This window comes from Dyadobacter sp. UC 10 (genome assembly GCF_008369915.1).
Lineage (GTDB): Bacteria > Bacteroidota > Bacteroidia > Cytophagales > Spirosomataceae > Dyadobacter.
In genome coordinates this window covers 4,781,119-4,800,285 of the sequence record NZ_VSRN01000001.1, presented here as the reverse complement: position 1 = coordinate 4,800,285, position 19,167 = coordinate 4,781,119, and the positions used below count along the sequence as shown (strand labels likewise).

The following is a 19,167-nucleotide window of genomic DNA, read 5'->3' as shown; positions in this document are numbered from 1 at the left end:
ATGAAACGTTACCTCATATATCTGATTCCTGCCCTGCTGACGATGTCCTGCGAAAGCAAGCTCGACCTGACGCCCGTCACCAACCTGACAAATGCAACCTACTATAAAACTGCCGAAGACGCCAAAGCTGCATTAGGCGCCTGTTACGCCGCCATCGGCAACCTCGATCCGTTTGCCGACCTGGTGACGACCGACGACGCCATCCCGTTCCTTACGGGTGCCGCCGACCGTCCGCAGCTCTGGCGTTACGAAATCACGACGGCCAACTCCTTCATCGCCCAATACGCAGGCAGCTTCCGCGGTATCAACCGGTCGAATATTGTGATTGACAGGCTGCCGGGAATTACCATGGATGAAGGCTTGAAAACCCGCTATATCGCCGAAGCACGGTTTTTGCGGGCACTGCATTATTTCAATCTGGTGAGATGGTACGGCGGCGTACCGATTGTCACATCCGAAACTGCATCACTCGAAGGCCTCGAAGTGGAAAAAGCTTCTGTTCAGGATGTATACAAATTGATTATTGACGACCTGACTGCCGCTGAAAATGTGCTTCCCGTGACCTACCCTGCGACCGATGTGGGCCGCGCTACAAAAGGTGCTGCAATGGGAATGCTTGCTTATGTGTATATCACCATGGCCGGTACCGATCGCCAGTCTCCCCACTGGGCACAGGCGGCTGCAAAACTCAAACAGGTGATCGACTCCGGTGTGTATGACCTTCACGCCAATTTTGCCGATGCATTTGCGCTTTCGGCCAGAGGCGGCAAAGAGAATGTATTTGAAGTTCAATACCTTACAGATGTTCGGGGGCACGGCCATGGCAGAGGATACGGTGTGAGAGGCGCGCTCATTTACCCGAGCGGCGGCAGCGGTATTGCCCGCCCAACCCAAAGTTTGTTTGATCTTTATCCAGCCGGGGATGCCAGAAAACCGGTTACGTTTCTGACCTCCTATACCTACAATGGTACTACCACCGAGCTGTCGGTCACGAATCCGGATTTTACAAAAGCCGTTGCATTTCAAAAATTGTGGGATAAAACGGCGAAAACCAGCGGGGGCGAAGGAACCAGCATTCCAGTCCTGCGCTACTCCGATTTGCTTTTACTTTATGCAGAAGCTTTAAATGAAGTCAACAACGGACCAACTGCCGAAGCCTATGCCGCACTGAACAAAGTAAGAACGAGAGCGAAACTCACCGCACTCGCCGGCCTGACTTACCAGACTTTCAAAGAAGCGGTATGGCTGGAACGACGCCTGGAACTGACCTTCGAGAATAAACGACGGTTTGACCTGCTGCGTACAGGCAGGCTGCTCGACGCCGTAAAGGCCGAAACCAGCTTCAACCGGAACCCGAAGATCCAGCCATTTCACGTACTGTTCCCATTCCCGCAATCGGACACGGATGCAAATCCAAAACTGAAACAAAATGAGGGTTACTAAGCAAGCCAAATCGCTATATTATTTATGAAAAACTGTTTGGTAATCTTATTGATCTGCACGCTGGCAGCTGCGTTTTCGGGGATGATTTATCCGGAACAAAATGCCCCCGGCGGTGCGGCCGGCATTCCGATCCGGAAAGTAGCTTCGGGCAAGATCATTCACCGTTTTCACGATACCTCGCCTATCAGCCCGTCGGGTAAATACATTGCCTTGTTCCGCATCCCTTTCGAGGACCATTATCCCGAAGCTGGCGATATGGGTGAAGTAGTATTGATCGATATTGCAACTGGGAAGGAAACCGTCATTGAACGTTCGTTCGGCTGGGAAATGCAGGTCGGCGCGAACGTGCAGTGGGGTGCTACCGATCACGAATTATTTTACAATCAGGTAGATACGAGTACCTGGAAAGCCTACACGATCCTGCACGATCCGATCCGCAAAACTTCCCGGAAATGGGAAGGCGCGACATTCATGGTTACGCCCGACGGAAAACAGACGGCAAGCCACAATATGATCAACTCAGTGAATGCACAGTCTGGTTACGGGGTAATTCTCCCTGAGAAATTCCGCAGCAAAAATTCTGGCGTGGTTAATAACGATGGCCTTTTTGTAACGGATGTAAAAACGGGCGAAACCAAAATGATTGCGTCCATTAAACGGATTTTTGACGAAGCAACACCGAAAATCGGCATCGACGACCCGGAGAACTACGAGATCTACACATTTAAGGCCATGTGGAATGCGCAGGGCACCCGGCTGATGACCTGTCTGATCATTAAACCGAAAACGGGCGGCCCCAGAAAAGTAGCGCTCATCACGATCAGGCCGGACGGTACCGAAATCCGCACGGCGATTACCACGAAGCAATATTCAAAAGGCGGGCACCATATGGCCTGGATGCCCGACGGCGACCATTTTTCCATGAACCTGGAAGTGGATAGCACCAAAAACGGCCTCGAACTGATCACTGCCAGATACGACGGCTCCGAAATAAAAACCGTGTTCTCACCAGGCTCCGGCCACCCCAGTTTTCATCCGAAAGGACTCCCGCTGATCATTACCGACGCTTATAACCACGAAAAAAGTGTGGCAAAAGGAGATGGGATCGTGCCTATCCGCCTGATGAATACGAAGACCGGCAAGGAGATCCTTCTTGCGAATGTGAGGGTACCGAGCGTAAAAGACAATTCCTTCCGGATGGACGCCCACCCTACCTGGGACCGCACCGGCCGGTACGTGATTTTCAATGGCTACGACGACAATAACAGGGGCGTGTACATTGCCGACCTGCAAAAGACAATTGAAGAACTAAAACCTTAACCACTTGTCCCGGACAAGTCAAAAACCTTAAAAATGGACAGGCGTAAATTTCTAAATCTGACATTACCAGCCACCGGCGCAGTTTTACTGACCAGCTCGTTACTCAGCGAGCAGGCAATGGCCGAGATCGGCCGGCAGTTCGACGGCAAGAATGCGGTCGGACATTACGATATTGTAATCAACGGAGCGGGGCTTTCGGGTTATTTTGCCGCGTTACATGCTGCTTCGAAAGGAAAGAAGGTACTAATCGTGGAAAAACGATCGAGCCCGGGGTTCGAGCTGGCAGCAAAAAGCCGGCTCTGGCTGGATGCGCAGGGATTTGATACATTGCGTCCCGACTTGCAGGAACTGCTCTTGCCCGAGCAGGAACAGATGGAAATCAAGAACACAAAAGGTACCGGCAAAGGAAAAAGTCAGCTCGGCGATCACATCGCGCTTTTTAAAGGCAGTATCCGTAAAGGAATGGTACGAAACCTGCTGCTGGGGAAAGTGGACATGCTGCTGATGACCGATACCTGTGGTTTGTTCGAAAGCAAAGGTCAGGTGAGCGGCGTGCTGCTCGCTACCAAACAAGGCGTTTTTTCAGTGCCCTGCAAAGCCTTTATTGACGCATCCGACCAGCTTTTGTTTAGCAGAAGGCTGGCAGGAAAGTCGCTGAAAGTGCAGAAAGCGGGTTTTGTAATGGAGATCAATAAGGTAAGCAAACCTGCCTTCAAAGAGATCAGAACCGATCCATCCTTTGGATTGGATGGAAATAAGCTGACAGTATATCCGGGAAAACTCTCGGACGATCACGCATTTCTTGCATTTGAATATGCAGTCGATACCGATAAACTGGAAGAAATAGAGCACAAAGGCAGGCAGATCGCGACGCAGCTCGGCACTAAAATAAAAACGCTGGGTGCGGGCTTTTCCACCGCTCAAATCCAGCAATATGCACTCGAAGCCTCTCTCACCATGGCCGACAATGCAGTACCGACCACCTCTCTGAACGGACATTACGTACTGGACAGCAATGCGGCCACGATTTCTGCTTCTTCACTTTTAGCCCTCGAGAAAAATGCGCAGGCATTGGTAGACAAAGTCAAGATCCCGTCGCAGAACGCAGCTCCGCAAAACCTGATCCTTCCGGGTAAAAAACTGGATATCAAGAAGGTGAAGTTCGAAGAAGTGGACGAACCGGGCTTTAACGTCCCGCTTCAAGCTGTACATCTGGACTGGATGGACGCGGTCGTTTCCAGAAAGCAAACGCAGGTGATCGTCGCCGGCGGAGGTACTGCCGGGGCACTCGCAGCGGCCGGCTCCGTGGAAAAAGGCGCTGATACCATTGTAGTCGATTATTTCAATGACCTCGGCGGCACCAAAACCATGGGCGGCGTAATGGGCTATTACCACGGCGTGAAGGATAATGTGTTTTTCAAAAAACAAAATGAAGAGGCGGAAAGACTTGCTCTGGAAGCCAATATGAACAAAAAAATCGGGCGGCAGATTTATCACCTGCGGTCGGTTGTGGACAAGGGCGGGCAGTTCCTGACCTCGGCGATTTTGTGCGAGGCTGTTACCAAAGACAATACAGTAAAAGGCGTGGTCGTGTGCCGCCACGGGCAGCTGGAACTGGTACTTGCCGACGTCACCATTGATGCAACCGGCGACGGCGATGTAGCTGCGATGGCGGGCGCAAGCTTCCAGATCGGCGATTCGCGCATTGGTTTTACCCAAAATTATAGTCAGTGGGATATTGCCGGCGCGGGAAAACTACCTTCGGCTACCAACCGTGATTACGACATTCTCGACAACCGGAAAGTCTCCGAACAACAGCGCGGACTTTTTATCTCGCATTACGAGGCGCATTGCTACGACTTCCACCCGTTCATGACCGTCCGGGAATCGCGGCGTATCGACGGCATTCACAACATCGACCTGATCGACTGTGTTGAAAAAAGGCATTTTGAAGATGTGCTGGCGCTGGCGAGCAGTGATTTTGACCCGCATAATGTGGCTTCCTCAGAGTACAGCAAATGCGGTTTCCTGCTGCCCCACTCCAATGATATTACCGTTGAGATTCCATACCGTTCCATTGTTCCCAAAAAGCTCGATGGATTACTGATATCCGGACGTGGTTTCGGACAAAGCCGCAATGCGCTGCAATTCACCCGGATGACTGCCGATTTGCTCGTACTCGGCTATCTGACCGGGCAAATCGCAGCGGATGTGGCCTGGAAAAAGGTTCGCCCGAGAGATTACAGTGTCAGCACATTGCAGAAAGAATGGGTTTCGCTGGGATACCTTCCGGCCGAATATTTGAGTAAAAAACCAGGAGACCTCCGTGCCGACAAAGCCGAAATAGAGCGCCGCGTGCAGCAGCTCGAATCCGGCGCCTCTGAATATTTATACGAATGCAGCCGGGTGGAAAAATCGCTGATCCTCCCGCTGATCAAGGAACGTTTTGCAAAGACCGATCGCAAAGAGGGAAAGTTGCTGCTCGCCAAAATGCTGGCCTGGTTTGGCGATGCGGAAGGCAATACGCTGATCGGCGAGGAACTTGCCAATTTGTTTGAGCTGGAACAGGAAGACGGATATCCAAAGGGGTATATCGACGACTACGACAACATCCGCGGTCGCCCGAAAAACAAGCTGGAAGGATTATTCTGGAAGATCAATCAGAACATCGCACTGCTGGGCATGTCGGGTAGCGGCTCGGAGACGGCGAAAATCAGGCACATTCTTGATAAAACAGCCTCCGGTGGCGGAATGGTACCTCGCACCAGCGATTACTTTAATGAGCGGATCGATATTAAATTCGTCCCGTTCCACAACCGGATCATCAGCCTCGCGGTATATGCTGAACGTCTGCCTGATCCTTCATTAATCAGCGGGTTTGAAAACGTATTGAAAGACCCGAATGTCGGCGGTTTTGTTACTTCAACCTATGAAAAGGTAAGGTGGAGGGTTTATGGCGGCTCGCTCGAAATCAGTGTGGCGGCGGCTATGGCGCGGTGCGGAAGCAAAAAAGGATACGAACTTTTGCAAGCTTACCTCGGCGACCTGCATTACAACTATAAAACCTTCGCACTCAGCGAACTCAAAGAACTCACGGGAAAAAACTGGGACTACAAGCCGCAAGACTGGCAGAAATACGTGGCCGGACTCTCCTACCCGCAACCTGTGAAGGCATTGAAAAAGGAAGTAGAAATCTAGTATCAATGCTAAAAAAACGACTGATAACGTTGCTTTTCCTGCTTTCCACCACGCTGACTTTCGGGCAGCTGGTGGAAAGAACATATTATAGAACTCCCGAGTTGGAAAAATTGACTCTGAACACAGAAGCGTTCTCAGCGAGCATCAACGACGACCATATGGAACCCTTTGCCGTCCGGGAATTTACTACCCCGGACGGTATCATTTACTGGTACCGGCGCATTGCCACCGAGGTATGCCTCACGGGCGATTGCCGCCCTATTGACGTCGGTATTTACTGGGACGGGACGGGTGATTTTGCCGGACTGGAAGTGTTTAAAGAACCTTTGACCAAAACCGATCACAGCGACTTTTCCACCTTCGATTACCGGAGACTAATGTCGATTTTGAACGACGACTGGTCGCCTTTGCGGGAATATTCGCTGAGCGAGCTGGTAGACGAAAAAAAAGAAGACAGCGTGGATGTGGTAAGCGGCGCTACAAAACACGAAATCGCGCAGGCGGCGGTTGAAAAGGCCGTTTATACCACACATACCCTCTGGCATTTGATCCATATGGGAGAAAAAGAACAGCTTGCCAAACTTACAGCCGCCCGATTGACCGAAAAAAACCACCTGGAAAAAGCATTACAGGCGCAGCGCGAAAAGTATCAGCCTTTTTTGCTCGATATGTTCGCGCAGGGTAACCTGCCTCAAAATGCATTCACCGAATCGCTGGTACTGGGCGGTCTGGCCGATTCCACGAACCCTGCCCTGCGCGCAGTCTCGCTCAATGCATTACAGCAGCTGGATCTCGCGCAGCCCGTATTACAGGACCGGCTCGCAACGATTTACAAAAACAAGAAACAACCCGAGCGCGTGGAGATACTAACCAGATTACGACCCGCAGCCCGGCTCTCGGAAAGCTTTTACAATACCCTGGCAGCAGACCTGCATGCGGACAATCCCTGGATGTCCGTCAAGATCCTCGCTGCATTAAAACACAGCACCAAGCAATCCCCCGAGGTGCTCGAAACCGTCAAAAAATTAGCTCAGAGCGATATTCCTGTTGTCCAAAAGGCGGTAAAAGAATTTGAAGAAACCCGGAAAACGGGCAGCATCACTCCCTGACCATGAAAGCAATGCACTAGATCAAACCAGCCAGCAGATTGGAATATCAAAATGACCTTACAGAAAAGGACCGGGAAAGCCGCAACTCCCCGCCCGTGAGCGATGCAGAAAATGCATCCGATGATCAGTACTGGTGGCAACGTTTGAGGGAAAATGACGCCGGGGCACTGGCCTACTTTTACAGCCGCCACGCCGACTGGCTGCTGCGGTATGGTTTGTCGGTCGTCTACGAACGGGCAGTTGTGAAAGATGCGGTGCAGGAATTGTTTCTGGTGATTTGGAACAGCCGCCACACCTTGTCAGCGCCGAAATCGGTAAAATTCTATTTCATGGCATCGCTCAGGCGGTTGATCCTGAAAAATGTCCGCACCGATCTGCGCCTTTGCGACCCCATAGAGGATGTGGAAGATGTTGTCACGACAGATTCGGCCGAGGAAATGCATCAGGCCGTGCAGAAGGCAGTAAGGTCGCTACCCGCGCGGCAGCAGGAACTCATTTTCCTGAAATTTTACCAAAAACTGACCTACGAGCAGATCGAGGAACTGACCGGATTGAAATATCAGATCCTTCGTAACACCATCCACCGCGCCATGAAATCGCTTCGCACCATGCTCACCCAGCATGCCGTCCCCTCGCTCACGGCCGCCTTTTTATTATTCCTATAAAAATTTATTTTTTTCTCAGATCACGAAGGTTACAAAACACAGTATGCGATCTCTATTCAATAAAGAGTGGGGAGATACTATCAAGACAGTTGCACCCTATGGACTACCGTACATTTGAGGTTCAGGATTTCCTGGCCGATGAAAATTTTACTCAATGGGTATTACAACCCGATGCCGAACATGATGATTTCTGGACAAACTGGCTCGCGGCCCATCCCGACAGGAAGGACGTTGCAGACCAAGCCAGGCTGCTTATCGAAAACATCGACTTTACCGAGACGTGGAGCGCCGGCGAAAGACACGATATGTGGAAATATATTCAAACGGGAACATCGAGATCCGCAGTTCTGCCAGCCGGAAAAATGCAGCGCTGGCTGCGAATCTCTTATGCAGCAGTATTCGCCTTGCTGGTATTTGCCGGCGGATGGTTTTATCTGACTTCACGCCCCGTCAGGTTTCAGACGCCGTATGGCAAACAGCAGCTTGTAACTCTCGATGACGGCAGCAGGATCATGCTCAATGCGAACTCGGAACTTACGGTGCGGCGGGATTTCGGCAAAGAGGCAAAACGGGAAGTCTGGATACGCGGGGAGGCATTTTTCGATGTAGCTAAGCTGATGAAACAGGAAAAAAAAATACCCTTTATCGTGCATACCGATCAGCTGGATATTCATGTGCTGGGCACGGCATTCAACATCACCAATCGCCGCGGCCGCGTGGACGTGGCGCTGGAACACGGTTCTGTAAAACTGGTGGATGCCAGTAATGCCTCGAATTCCATGCTGCTCAAACCCGGTGAAAAGGCAACACAGACTGCCACGGAAGCTCCGCTAAAAAAGGAGGTGGTCGACGTGAAAGAATATTCGAGCTGGCGGCAGAAGGTATACCAATACAAAGGCAAAAAATTGCAGGAACTGGCAGAAATGATCGGTGACTCTTATGGTATTGAGGTCATTATCGAAAATGAAGCACTGAAAGAAGAAACTTTCACCGGCTCATTTCCTACAGATTCGGTGGAGACGTTTTTTGAAAAGCTGGGTAAGCTGTATCCCCTCGAAATAGAAAAAAAGGGAAACAAATATTACCTGCGATAAAGATACCCCGCCCCACTACGACCGCGAATCTTGGCGGATAGGGTCAAGTCGGGCGGGTTTGATTATTAATCAATCCTAAACCTAAAAAAACTATGTCAAAAAAGCTACGAGACATGATGTTTTGGGCATTTGCCATGCTGGTGCTCTGTCCCCCGGAGATGGGCCTTGCACAAGCGGTTGCCTCAAACAGGGAACTTCCCAAAGCCACACAGCAGCAGTCGCAGGCTGCCGGCACGATCTCCCTGCGAGAGGCACTCGGCGCGTTGAGTAAAAAGCACGGGATCATTTTCGAGTTCAATGATAACCTCATCAGGAACAAATCGGTAGATCCGGAGTTACTGAAAACTTCGGAAAAAGTTGAAAAAACGCTTTCACGTATACTGGAACCGTTATCGATCCGGTTTGAACGTTACGGACAGAATTCTTACCTGATCTTTGCACCTTCCAAACCCAAAGCCGGCAATGCGGACGAGGCTTCCCTGTTGCAAACCATTACGCCCGGCACTATTGGCGAAATCACTGCATTCGTCGGGACCAAAACCCGCGACGCAGAGGAGATTGAGGTGAAAGGAACCGTTTCGGGAGTGGACGGAGAGGGGCTTCCGGGCGTTAGTGTGATCGTCGAAGGCACTACCCGCGGCGCGCTGACAGATTCAAAAGGTATATTCAAAATCAGCGTACCCGATGGAGATGCGAAGTTATTATTCTCGTTTGTGGGTTATCTCAGCCAGCGCATCGCAGTGGGCAACCAAACGATTATTGACGTGATCCTGAAAGAAGATACCAAGGCGCTGGAAGAAGTGGTGGTGGTAGGATACGGTACGATCAACAAAAGCGACCTTACCGGCTCCGTCGCCAAAATCAATGCAGAAGGTGTGGACGAGCGGCCCATTGCTTCGGTTGAACAGTTTCTGCAGGGACAGGTTTCCGGCGTGCAGATCACCCAAAACACCGGTGCGCCAGGCGGAGGCATTTCATTCAACATTCGTGGTGCTACTTCAGTGAGTGGCTCCAACCAGCCGCTGGTGGTGATAGACGGTTACCCGGTCGATTCCGATAATGGGGGAGTCAAAATGTCAGGCGGCAGCCAGTCGGGTTACCTGGGACAACTTCCGCAGGACAACGCCCTGGCCAACCTCAACCCGAGCGATATCGAATCCATTGAAATCCTGAAAGATGCCTCTGCTACGGCCATTTATGGTTCGCGCGCCTCCAATGGGGTCGTCCTCGTCACGACCAAAAGAGGTAAGGCAGGCGCCGACCGCATCTCGTACAGTTTTCGTTATGATGTAAGTGAACTGCCAAAAAAGATCGGCGTGCTCAACACGGCCGAGTACCTGCAATATTCCAATGAAGGGTATCTGAACAATGGCCGGGATTCGATCTACACAGCAGCTCAGATCGCCGACCTGAGCCAGGTAAATACCAACTGGCAGGACCTCATTTACCGGCAGGCGCGTACGCAAAATCATCAGCTCAGCATTTCCGGAGGGCAGGACAAAATGCGGTATGCGATCAGTCTGGGATATCTCTCACAGGGAGGTATTGTTAAAAACTCCAACTATGAAAGAGGTTCGATACGCATTAACCTCGACCGGCAATTTAACAGCAAATTCAAATTCGGCGTGAATATGAGCGGCACGCTGAGCAGGAACCGCGCTGCCATGCAATCTTCCAACATCAGCGACGCATCCATGTCTGTCGTCCGCGGGGCACTTACTTCGCGCCCGTTCGACTCGCCGTTCAGCGCGGAGGATGAACTTGAGATCGACCAGACGCAGGTAGGCAACCCGCTCACGCTCGTAAACCTGGCCGACGACCAGAACCGGATGACCACCGTGCTGGCCAATATTTTCGGTGAGTATTCGGTCGCCAAAGGATTGACTTTCAGGGTCAACAGCGGCGTGAATGTAAGCTCGGCCCATCGTGATTTTTACCACCCTCGCGGCACAAGTCTGGGAAATCTGGAAGGCGGCTACGCGTACCGTGGCCACATCAATTCTTTCAATTACCTGACGGAATACACGCTTAACTACACCAAGGTTCTCGGAGGCAAGCATAGCATTAATGCGGTGGGTGGTTACACCTGGCAGCAATGGAACCGCCGTAGTTTTGGGATCAATGCGCTCAACTTCCCGAACGATAACCTGCTTTACTACGACATGGGAAGCGCAACCTCTATTACCAACCCGTCCACAAACACCACAGAATGGGCACTGGGCTCATTTTTAGGGCGTCTGAATTATAGTTTTGACAAAAGATACCTGATCACTTTCACCGGTCGTTCCGACGGATCGACCCGGTTGGCCGAAGGCAACAAATGGGCATTTTTCCCGTCACTGGCATTAGGCTGGAATGTCCACAATGAGAATTTCCTCAAAAGTGTCAATGCGATTTCCGAACTGAAAGTGCGCGCCAGCTACGGCCTTTCGGGTAACCAGGCGGTGGGTGTGGGTTCTACCAAAGCCATGCTTCAATCGACCGGCAGTGTCGCTAACCAGAGTATTCAGATCGGATATGTACTTGCTAACCTGCCCAACAGCAGCCTGCATTGGGAAACCACCCGGCAAACCAATGTCGGCGCCGATATCGCTCTGTTTGGAAACCGGCTTTCGTTTGGTTTTGATTATTACAAAAAGCGCACGCACGACCTGCTGATCAGCCTCACCATCCCGCCATCAAACGGTTTTTCTTCTTACAGTACCAACCAGGGTGTCATCCAGAACCAGGGCGTTGAATTCGACGTAAAGGCGCGGGCACTGGCAGGAGCATTTTCGTGGGATATTTCCGGAAACATTTCAAGGAACCGGAACAAGGTGATCAGCCTGGGCGACGGTCTTACTTCATTTGTAGGCCCTACTTTCGGGGCAGTTTCGAGCCAGTCGCTGACCATCGCGAAAGTGGGCAGCCCGATCGGCGCGTTTTACGGCTACCGGATCGGGGGAATTTATCAGAATACGGCCCAGATCGACGCCGGACCGACAGATTCTTATACACGTAATCCGGGTTCGTTTATGTTCCGCGATATCAGCGGCCCGGAAGGAAAACCCGATGGTGTGATCACGACGGACGACCGGGAGATTATCGGCAGCCCCTATCCCGATTTCATCTTCGGTCTCACCAACACATTCGAATGGAGAGGCTTATCGTTGAATGTATTCTTCCAGGGGAGCATTGGTCAGGATGTGATCAATGCCAACCGCCACGTCATGGACGCACTAAACCGCGGAACAGCTTCCAATGTGCGCCAGGAAGCCTGGGACAATCGCTGGCGGGGCGAGGGTACCAGCAATGTTTACCCCAAACCTGATATGGTTGATCCTTTTCAAAGCCGTTTCACAGACTTTATCGTGGAAGATGCCTCGTTTGTCCGACTTAAAAACATCACCCTCGCCTATACCCTGCCAAAGACAAAATTACGGGTATTCAAGACCGTGAAGCTGTTTGTTTCCGGCGGTAACCTGCTCACCTGGACGGATTACAAAGGCTACGACCCCGAGATCAACAGCAAAGGCGACAATTCCATGCTGTCGGGCATCGACAACGGGAGTATCCCTCAGTACAAAACCTATTCATTTGGAATCAATGCCGGCTTCTGATATCCGGCAACAAACGATCATTGGTATGAAAATGAAGTTTAAATCCATCATCTGTTCACTCCTTTTTTGCCTGAGCGTTTCGAGCTGCAGTCTGGAAGAGCAGATCTATTCCTCAGCGATCGCTGAAACTTTTGTAAAGTCGGAACAGGACGTCCTGGCGCTGGTCAACGGAGGCTACTCCCTTTTGCCCACATTTGATTGTTTTAAGTCGAACCTTACGTACAGCATCATGTTCGGCAGCGACGACGTAGCGAGTACGAGCTCAACCCACCGTGCATTCAATGAAAGGACTGTCTCCGCATCGAATGGCTATTTCATTACACCGTGGAGGAGTTTCTACCGTGTGATCAACCACGCCAATGCCGTGATTGAGACGGTACAGAAAAGTGCGGTAGGCTCCGGGGCATTCAGGGCGCGGATCATTGGCGAAATGCAGTTCATGCGCGCATTATCGTATTTTTACCTGGTCAGAATGCATGGAGGCGTGCCCATTCACACCGAATCGGTAACAGGTAACTCTGATTTTTATCCAAAAAGAAACACCCTGGAAGAGGTGTATGCGCTGCTGCTGGAAGATTTTCAAAAAGCCAGCACCACCCTCCTGCCTTACAGCCAGCAGGCTCCTGCGGAGTCGGGCCACGCAACCAAAGGTGCTGCCCAGGCCATGCTCGCGCTGGCGCATCTGACTTATGCCAATCACCACGATTTGTCGGGAAAGGCGGATCAGGCAGTAGCCAATTACCAGCTGGCAAAAAGCTATGCAGATAGTGTGATCAACTCAAATCAGTACAGCCTGATGGGCAACTATGCGAGCCTTTTTGATGTAGGCCAGGAAAAAAATGCCTATCAGGAAGTGATTTTCGCGATCCAGTTTACGCGAGACGCCACCGCCGCCAGTGCCGGCGCACGCGGTTCCGAACTGGCTTACTATACCCAGCCTTCCAACCGTTACAACATCTGTGGCAACGTCACCAATGGCGCGGGAGCAGGTACGGCGCGCGTACAGCCCTGGTTTTACGACCAGTACAATACGGGTGAATACGCGGGCGATTACCGCACGGAAGTATCTTTCGTAACACGTTTCAAGAACCAGAACCTGACCACAGACAGGATCACGTATCCTGAAAAACGAAAAGCCACAGAAACCACGGAGCAGTTCCCATATCTGAATAAGTACATTGACCCAAGCGGATACCAGGCCCGGAACAACGAGAACGACTTCTTTGTGATCCGGCTTTCGGAGGTATTTCTGATCAAAGCAGAGGCAGAGAATGAGCTCAATGGTCCAACCGCCGAGGCTTATGCGGCATTTAACAAGCTGCGTGAAAGAGCCCGGAAAGCCGACGGGACGGTCCGCACTTTTCCGGCCGACCTCAAAACCGGCCTATCCAAAGCACAGTTCAGGTTAAAGATCTTCGACGAGCGCGGATTGGAGCTCGTGGGCGAAGGTCATCGCTGGTTCGACTCGGTGCGGATGAGATACCTCGATACCGAAAAAACAATGATCCAATACCGCTACGAGGACTTTTACCCGACATTGGACAAAACAGCGCCGGTATTTAGTGCGACGACCAATACCTGGGGAGGCGGGCGCGTGCAGCCTGCAAACATCGTAGCCTGGACGCCAAAATTCCTGATCTGGCCCATTCCAAGTTCCGAGATCGACGCTAATCCGAATATGACGCAGAATGCGGGGTGGTAAGCATGCACCTATTCCTAAACCCTATGAAAAAACTACTAATCCTATTCCTCCTCTGCTCCGTGGCGCAGGCACAAACGGAAGATTACACGACGCCCGTCGTGCAGGTAGAACCGCTCGATATGAAACGGGTAAGCGAGATCGCGGCGATGCTGCCTGATACGCCCCGCGGCTTTGGGGAAACATACAAGAACCGTAAAGCCTGGGACGAGCTGGCGAACAGCGGGCGTTTTGAAAAAGTCAAACGAGAGGCAAAAGCGTATCTCGATAAGCCTTTTCCTCCGTTTGACGAAACCCGGTACATGCGGATGTTCACCCACGGCGATTCGCAGGCGGGCAAAGACCTGATGGGTGAGCGGCTGCGGTGGCTGATCAAACTTACCTGGGCGGAATGCCTGGAAAATAAGGGCACTTATATGCTGAAAATTGAGGAAGTGCTCGCCGGGCTTTTGACGCAAAAAACATGGGTTAATCCACGCAATTTCCTGGAAAGAAACCACCAGAGCCTGGTCGAGCTTGCTTGTGCGCAATATGCCCAGAACATTGCGCAGGCGATGTATTTGCTGGACGACAAGCTGAATGCAAAAACCCGCGAACAGATTAACCTAACGATCCGCAAACGCATGTTCGAACCTATTTTGGCTACGATTGACGGTAAAAATGCGGATCACGGCTGGCTGAAAAGTACCAACAACTGGAACGCAGTGTGCCTCTCGGGCATTGCCGGAACCGCATTGACCATCCTTCCAGGCAAAAAAGAACGGGCGCAATTTGTGGCCATCGCCGAGCGCTACCACCAGAATTTCGTAGCAGGATTTCTGAGCGACGGCTACTGTACGGAAGGGATCAGCTATTACAATTATGGTTTTGGAAGATTTGTCAGCTTGCGTGAGATCGTATTTGTAGCGACAAAAGGAAAGCTCGATTTTTTTGATACTCCTAAAATGGCCAGAATCGCAGCATTCCCGATACACTCGGAGATCATCAACGATACGTACCCTGCGATCGCGGACTGCAAATCGGGCATCAAACCTTCACGGAATATCGTGTGGTACGCGGCTAAAAACCTCGGTATTGACGCCGGGCGTTACGACCAGACCAAATCCGAACCTACCACGCTCGATCTGGTTGCGGACGTGATGTACGAATTCCCGAATACAGCATCGGCCAAAACGGGCGGCAGCAAAGCCGGCGAATATGCGGCTCCATTGCGTTCCTATTTCGACGCTGCCGGAATACTTACGGTGAGACCGGGGGACAGAGGTGGCCTCGGGGCGGCATTGAAAGGCGGCCGGAATAATGAGCACCATAATCACAACGACGTTGGCTCCTACACCATTGCCGCAGGCAGCGAACTCATCATGGGCGACCCCGGCGCAATTCCTTACACTGCCAAAACATTCAGCGACGAGCGCTACACCTACAAATCGCTCGGTTCGTACGGTCACCCCGTGCCGCTGGTGGCGGGTACGCAGCAACGCACAGGCAGAGAGGCGCATGCGGAGATTGTTTCAACAAAGTTCTCCAATGAAAAAGATGTGATGCTGATGGATCTTACCTCTGCCTATGAAGTACCCGGACTTCAATCACTGAAACGTGAATTCACCTATTTGCGCGGAAAAAATAATGAGCTTAACGTGAGTGATGAGATCGTTTTCGACACACCGCAGCGGTTTGAAACACCGATTGTGACCCGCAGTACATGGGAGAAAAATGGCGAAAACCGTATCCTGCTAACCAATGGAAAAGAAAAGATCCAGGTTACCATTGACACAAATGGTATTCCCTATGACATTGAAAATGAAGAGATCAGCGAAGAAAAAGGAGAACCTTATACCAGGCTGGCGGTGCGGCTGAAAGCGCCTGTCAGAACTGCGACGGTATCTATCCGGTATGCACCGGTCACTAATCCATAAGCATATGACATTTAAACTAAAATACATTTTTAAAAGCTGGATCGCGGGCCTGGTATCTCTGACATTTCCGCTGGCAGCATGGGCGCAGCACGATGCCATCCCACTCCGCCCGATCGACCAGAAACGCGTGGCAGAAATCGCGGGCCAGTTAACCGACCAGCCTTCGGGCTTTGGAGAGCCCATATCAAAGCGGCAGAATTGGGATAAGCTGCGCAAATCGGGCGGCTACGATGCTTTTTTGAAAGAAATGGAAACATTCACTTTCCCCGAATTCAGCAAGGCCGATTACTTCTCCCTCTCCGACGGCAGTGCCTCGTCCTCGGCCAAAGGACTTACCATGATGCGAAACCGCGCCAAAGGATTGTCGATGGTAACCCTCGCGGAATGCCTGGAAAACAATGGAAAATATCTGCAGCAAACGGAAGCTGGCCTGCGTGATATTATCCGGCAAAAATCCTGGGTTTCGCCGCGTATCGATTACGATTTTATCAACTACAATGGAAAGCAGTATACTATTGACCTGACCTCCGCATTATATGCCCATACCATTGCACAAACCTTGTTTCTGCTGGGCGACCAACTGAATCCAGAACTTCGGAAAGAGGCGGTGCAGGCTTTGTATATGCGTGTTTTTGATCCATTAAAACGGATTTTCGAAAAACAGGATACGCAATATCACAGCTGGCTGACCGGTACCAACAACTGGAACGCCGTATGCCTGTCGGGTGTAATCGGTGCTGCACTAACAGTAATTCCGGATAAAAAAGAAAGGGCACTGTACGCCTGGATCGGGGAGGAATATTCGAAAAATACACTGGCTGGTTTTGGCGACGATGGATACTGCTCCGAGGGTGTGACCTATTTCAATTACGGTTTCGGACATTATGCGATGCTGCGCGAAAATCTCTGGCAGGCAACGCGCGGCAAGATCGACTTATTCAATATCCCGAAAGTGCGGGAGATTGCGCAGTATATTCCGAAGCTGGAAGTGATCAATGGCGTTTTCCCAGCGATTTCGGATAGTAAGACCGGCAGCGCGCCCGATTCGAGCCTGATGAACTACCTTACCCGCAGCCTGAACCTGGGACTTTCGGATTATGAAAAAATCAGGCTGACCGGCCGGGTGAACAACAACCGGATGGATGTTTTTATGGTCTTTCCCAATTCGACCGACGCGGGGGGTATTGTTAAAAATGCGCAGCGAAAAAATGAAAATCCGCTAAGATCATTTTTTGATAAATCGGGCATTCTGGTTGTGCGCCCAAAGTCGAACAATGCATTGGCCGCCGTGCTGAAAGGCGGCAATAATGCCGAGCATCACAACCATAATGATGTGGGTTCGTACTCGGTGGTTTTGGGAAAAGATATCCTGGCGGGCGATCCGGGCAGTATTCCGTATACCGCCAATATTTTCCAGGCTGAGTTTCGGTATACTTATAAGTCAAATGCTTCATACGGTCACCCCTTGCCGCTGGTCGCCGGTCAGCAGCAAAAAGTTGGTCCCGAAGCGCAGGCCAAAGTATTGCGTTCCGATTTCAGTGAGGAAAAAGATATGTTGGTTCTGGATCTCGCATCGACCTATGATGCTCCTACCCTTTCGAAACTGGAAAGACATTTTACGTACAGCCGCGCCGCATCCGGCCCCCTGGCGGTGGAGGATGTTTTTGAGTTTTCACAACCCGAGAACTTCCAGACTGCCTGCATTACCCGGGCGAAAATCACCGCCGCCTCACCGGGAAAATGGCTGCTCGCGATCGGCGGCAGACAGGCCACATTGACCGTCGACACGGGTGGATTACCGTACGATGTGACCCAGGAAGAAATCAGCGAAGGCGGCACGCCGTACACCCGACTGGCCATTGTTTTAAAAGAAAAGAACAGAAAAGGAAAAGTCACGCTCACCTACCAGCCATGAAACCGATACTTACATTTTGCACTGCATTACTTTGTCTTTTTGCAGTAAAAACAATCGCCCAAACGCCCGAAACGCCGCTGGTATCCATTGATTTTGAAGCAATGAAAAAGGTACGGGACGCTGGGAAAGACATTGACTTACCCCGAAAAAAACTAATCGAAAAAGCCGATAAAATATGGAAGGAAAAACCGCTTCGGGTAGTCGATGGCGACATGCCGCCTTCGGGAAACAAGCATGACTTTTTCGCGATCGGCAAACTGGCATTTCCCAATCCCAAAACACCAAATGGAATGCCCTATATCCGCAAGGACGGTGTTACCAACCCCGAAGCCGACGGTGACCGCTACGACCTGAGCCGGTATAACACCACTTTGTCGCGCGTGAATGAGCTTTCGCTTGCCTGGTTTTACACAAAGGATGAAAAGTATGCGAAAAAGGCTGCCGAGTTGCTGCGTGTTTGGTTTCTGGATCCGGAAACCCGCATGAACCCAAATTTGAACAATGCTTCTGCCCTGCCCGGCGTGCACGACGGCATGCCGATCGGGATCATTTTCAGCGTTGCGCTGATCCGGATGGTCGACCATGTGAAGATTCTTGCATTGTCCAAAAGCTGGACGCCAGAGGATAACAAGGCCTTGAAAAAATGGTTTGCCGAGTACCGCGACTGGCTGCTGGAAAGCGACATGGGGAAGATCGAAGCCAAAGCCGGCAACAATCACGGAAGCTGGTATGCCGCTCAGGTAGCCGCGTTTTCCATTTACAATGGGGAATTTGAAAAAGCAAAACCAATGATCGAACTGGCAAAAAAACAGATCGCCCAGCAGATAGAGCCAGACGGCAGCATGCCGCGCGAGTACAAGCGTGAGCGCTCGCTGCATTACTCCATTTATGGTTTACAGGCATTTAGCTACCTGGCGCGCTGCGCGGAAATCGTCGGCGGAGACCTCTGGAATTTCAAAAGCACGGATGAGAAAAGTCTCAACCTCGCCTTTTCCTTTTTGTATCCCTATGTGACTTACCAAAAAGAATGGCCATGGAAGAACATTGCCAAAGGCCAGCCGCTCGGTCGTGGCGTGCTGGAAGTATATCAATGGGCTGCCAAAGCGTGGCCGGATTCTGAATTTGCCCGTGTAAATCCGTCGATCTGGAAAGAAGTGCCGGCACAATCCACCGACTACCTGTACTGGCCGCGACCTTAACCCCAAAACC

Annotated in this window: 11 protein-coding genes; all 11 read left to right on the top strand. The window is 51.3% G+C overall.

What is annotated here, in order from left to right:
* Window positions 1–1,443 (top strand): RagB/SusD family nutrient uptake outer membrane protein, encoded by a 1,443-nt coding sequence (locus FXO21_RS19775; RefSeq protein WP_149641707.1) that lies wholly within the window; start codon window positions 1–3, stop codon window positions 1,441–1,443.
* 24 nt (window positions 1,444–1,467) lie between these two features.
* Window positions 1,468–2,763 carry a TolB-like translocation protein gene (locus FXO21_RS19770; RefSeq protein WP_149641706.1) on the top strand — a complete coding sequence of 432 codons (1,296 nt, stop codon included), beginning with the start codon at window positions 1,468–1,470 and terminating at the stop codon, window positions 2,761–2,763.
* A gap of 33 nt (window positions 2,764–2,796) precedes the next feature.
* Window positions 2,797–5,961, top strand: coding sequence for an FAD-dependent oxidoreductase (locus FXO21_RS19765; protein WP_149641705.1), 3,165 nt, complete (start codon window positions 2,797–2,799; stop codon window positions 5,959–5,961).
* 5 nt (window positions 5,962–5,966) lie between these two features.
* On the top strand, window positions 5,967–7,070 hold the full coding sequence (locus FXO21_RS19760) for a hypothetical protein (RefSeq protein WP_149641704.1): 1,104 nt from the start codon (window positions 5,967–5,969) through the stop codon (window positions 7,068–7,070).
* A gap of 38 nt (window positions 7,071–7,108) precedes the next feature.
* Window positions 7,109–7,735, top strand: coding sequence for an RNA polymerase sigma factor (locus tag FXO21_RS19755; RefSeq protein WP_192579265.1), 627 nt, complete (start codon window positions 7,109–7,111; stop codon window positions 7,733–7,735).
* Window positions 7,736–7,833: 98 nt separating this feature from the next.
* Window positions 7,834–8,829 (top strand): FecR family protein, encoded by a 996-nt coding sequence (locus FXO21_RS19750; protein ID WP_149641702.1) that lies wholly within the window; start codon window positions 7,834–7,836, stop codon window positions 8,827–8,829.
* A 92-nt stretch (window positions 8,830–8,921) separates the two neighbouring features.
* The gene (locus FXO21_RS19745) at window positions 8,922–12,428 is read left to right on the top strand and encodes a SusC/RagA family TonB-linked outer membrane protein (RefSeq protein WP_149641701.1); all 3,507 of its coding nucleotides are present in this window, start codon (window positions 8,922–8,924) and stop codon (window positions 12,426–12,428) included.
* A gap of 25 nt (window positions 12,429–12,453) precedes the next feature.
* Entirely contained in the window at window positions 12,454–14,130 is a 1,677-nt protein-coding gene (locus FXO21_RS19740; RefSeq protein ID WP_192579264.1) for a RagB/SusD family nutrient uptake outer membrane protein, read from the top strand.
* A 23-nt stretch (window positions 14,131–14,153) separates the two neighbouring features.
* On the top strand, window positions 14,154–16,043 hold the full coding sequence (locus FXO21_RS19735) for a heparinase II/III family protein (protein ID WP_192579263.1): 1,890 nt from the start codon (window positions 14,154–14,156) through the stop codon (window positions 16,041–16,043).
* A gap of 4 nt (window positions 16,044–16,047) precedes the next feature.
* Window positions 16,048–17,958: a heparinase II/III family protein gene (locus FXO21_RS19730; protein WP_192579262.1), complete on the top strand. Its 1,911-nt coding sequence runs from the start codon at window positions 16,048–16,050 to the stop codon at window positions 17,956–17,958.
* Complete coding sequence (locus FXO21_RS19725) at window positions 17,955–19,157, top strand: alginate lyase family protein (protein WP_192579261.1); 1,203 nt, start codon at window positions 17,955–17,957, stop codon at window positions 19,155–19,157. Before FXO21_RS19730 ends, FXO21_RS19725 begins: the two co-directional genes overlap by 4 nt.
* The last annotated feature ends 10 nt before the right edge of the window (window positions 19,158–19,167 follow it).

What these genes read in the sequence shown, in the direction of transcription:
- FXO21_RS19730 (WP_192579262.1), top strand. Translation starts at nt 16,048, where the DNA reads ATGACATTTAAACTAAAATACATTTTTAAAAGCTGGATCGCGGGCCTG.
- FXO21_RS19760 (WP_149641704.1), top strand. Translation starts at nt 5,967, where the DNA reads ATGCTAAAAAAACGACTGATAACGTTGCTTTTCCTGCTTTCCACCACG.
- FXO21_RS19765 (WP_149641705.1), top strand. Translation starts at nt 2,797, where the DNA reads ATGGACAGGCGTAAATTTCTAAATCTGACATTACCAGCCACCGGCGCA.
- FXO21_RS19735 (WP_192579263.1), top strand. Translation starts at nt 14,154, where the DNA reads ATGAAAAAACTACTAATCCTATTCCTCCTCTGCTCCGTGGCGCAGGCA.
- FXO21_RS19770 (WP_149641706.1), top strand. Translation starts at nt 1,468, where the DNA reads ATGAAAAACTGTTTGGTAATCTTATTGATCTGCACGCTGGCAGCTGCG.
- FXO21_RS19745 (WP_149641701.1), top strand. Translation starts at nt 8,922, where the DNA reads ATGTCAAAAAAGCTACGAGACATGATGTTTTGGGCATTTGCCATGCTG.
- FXO21_RS19775 (WP_149641707.1), top strand. Translation starts at nt 1, where the DNA reads ATGAAACGTTACCTCATATATCTGATTCCTGCCCTGCTGACGATGTCC.
- FXO21_RS19740 (WP_192579264.1), top strand. Translation starts at nt 12,454, where the DNA reads ATGAAAATGAAGTTTAAATCCATCATCTGTTCACTCCTTTTTTGCCTG.
- FXO21_RS19750 (WP_149641702.1), top strand. Translation starts at nt 7,834, where the DNA reads ATGGACTACCGTACATTTGAGGTTCAGGATTTCCTGGCCGATGAAAAT.
- FXO21_RS19725 (WP_192579261.1), top strand. Translation starts at nt 17,955, where the DNA reads ATGAAACCGATACTTACATTTTGCACTGCATTACTTTGTCTTTTTGCA.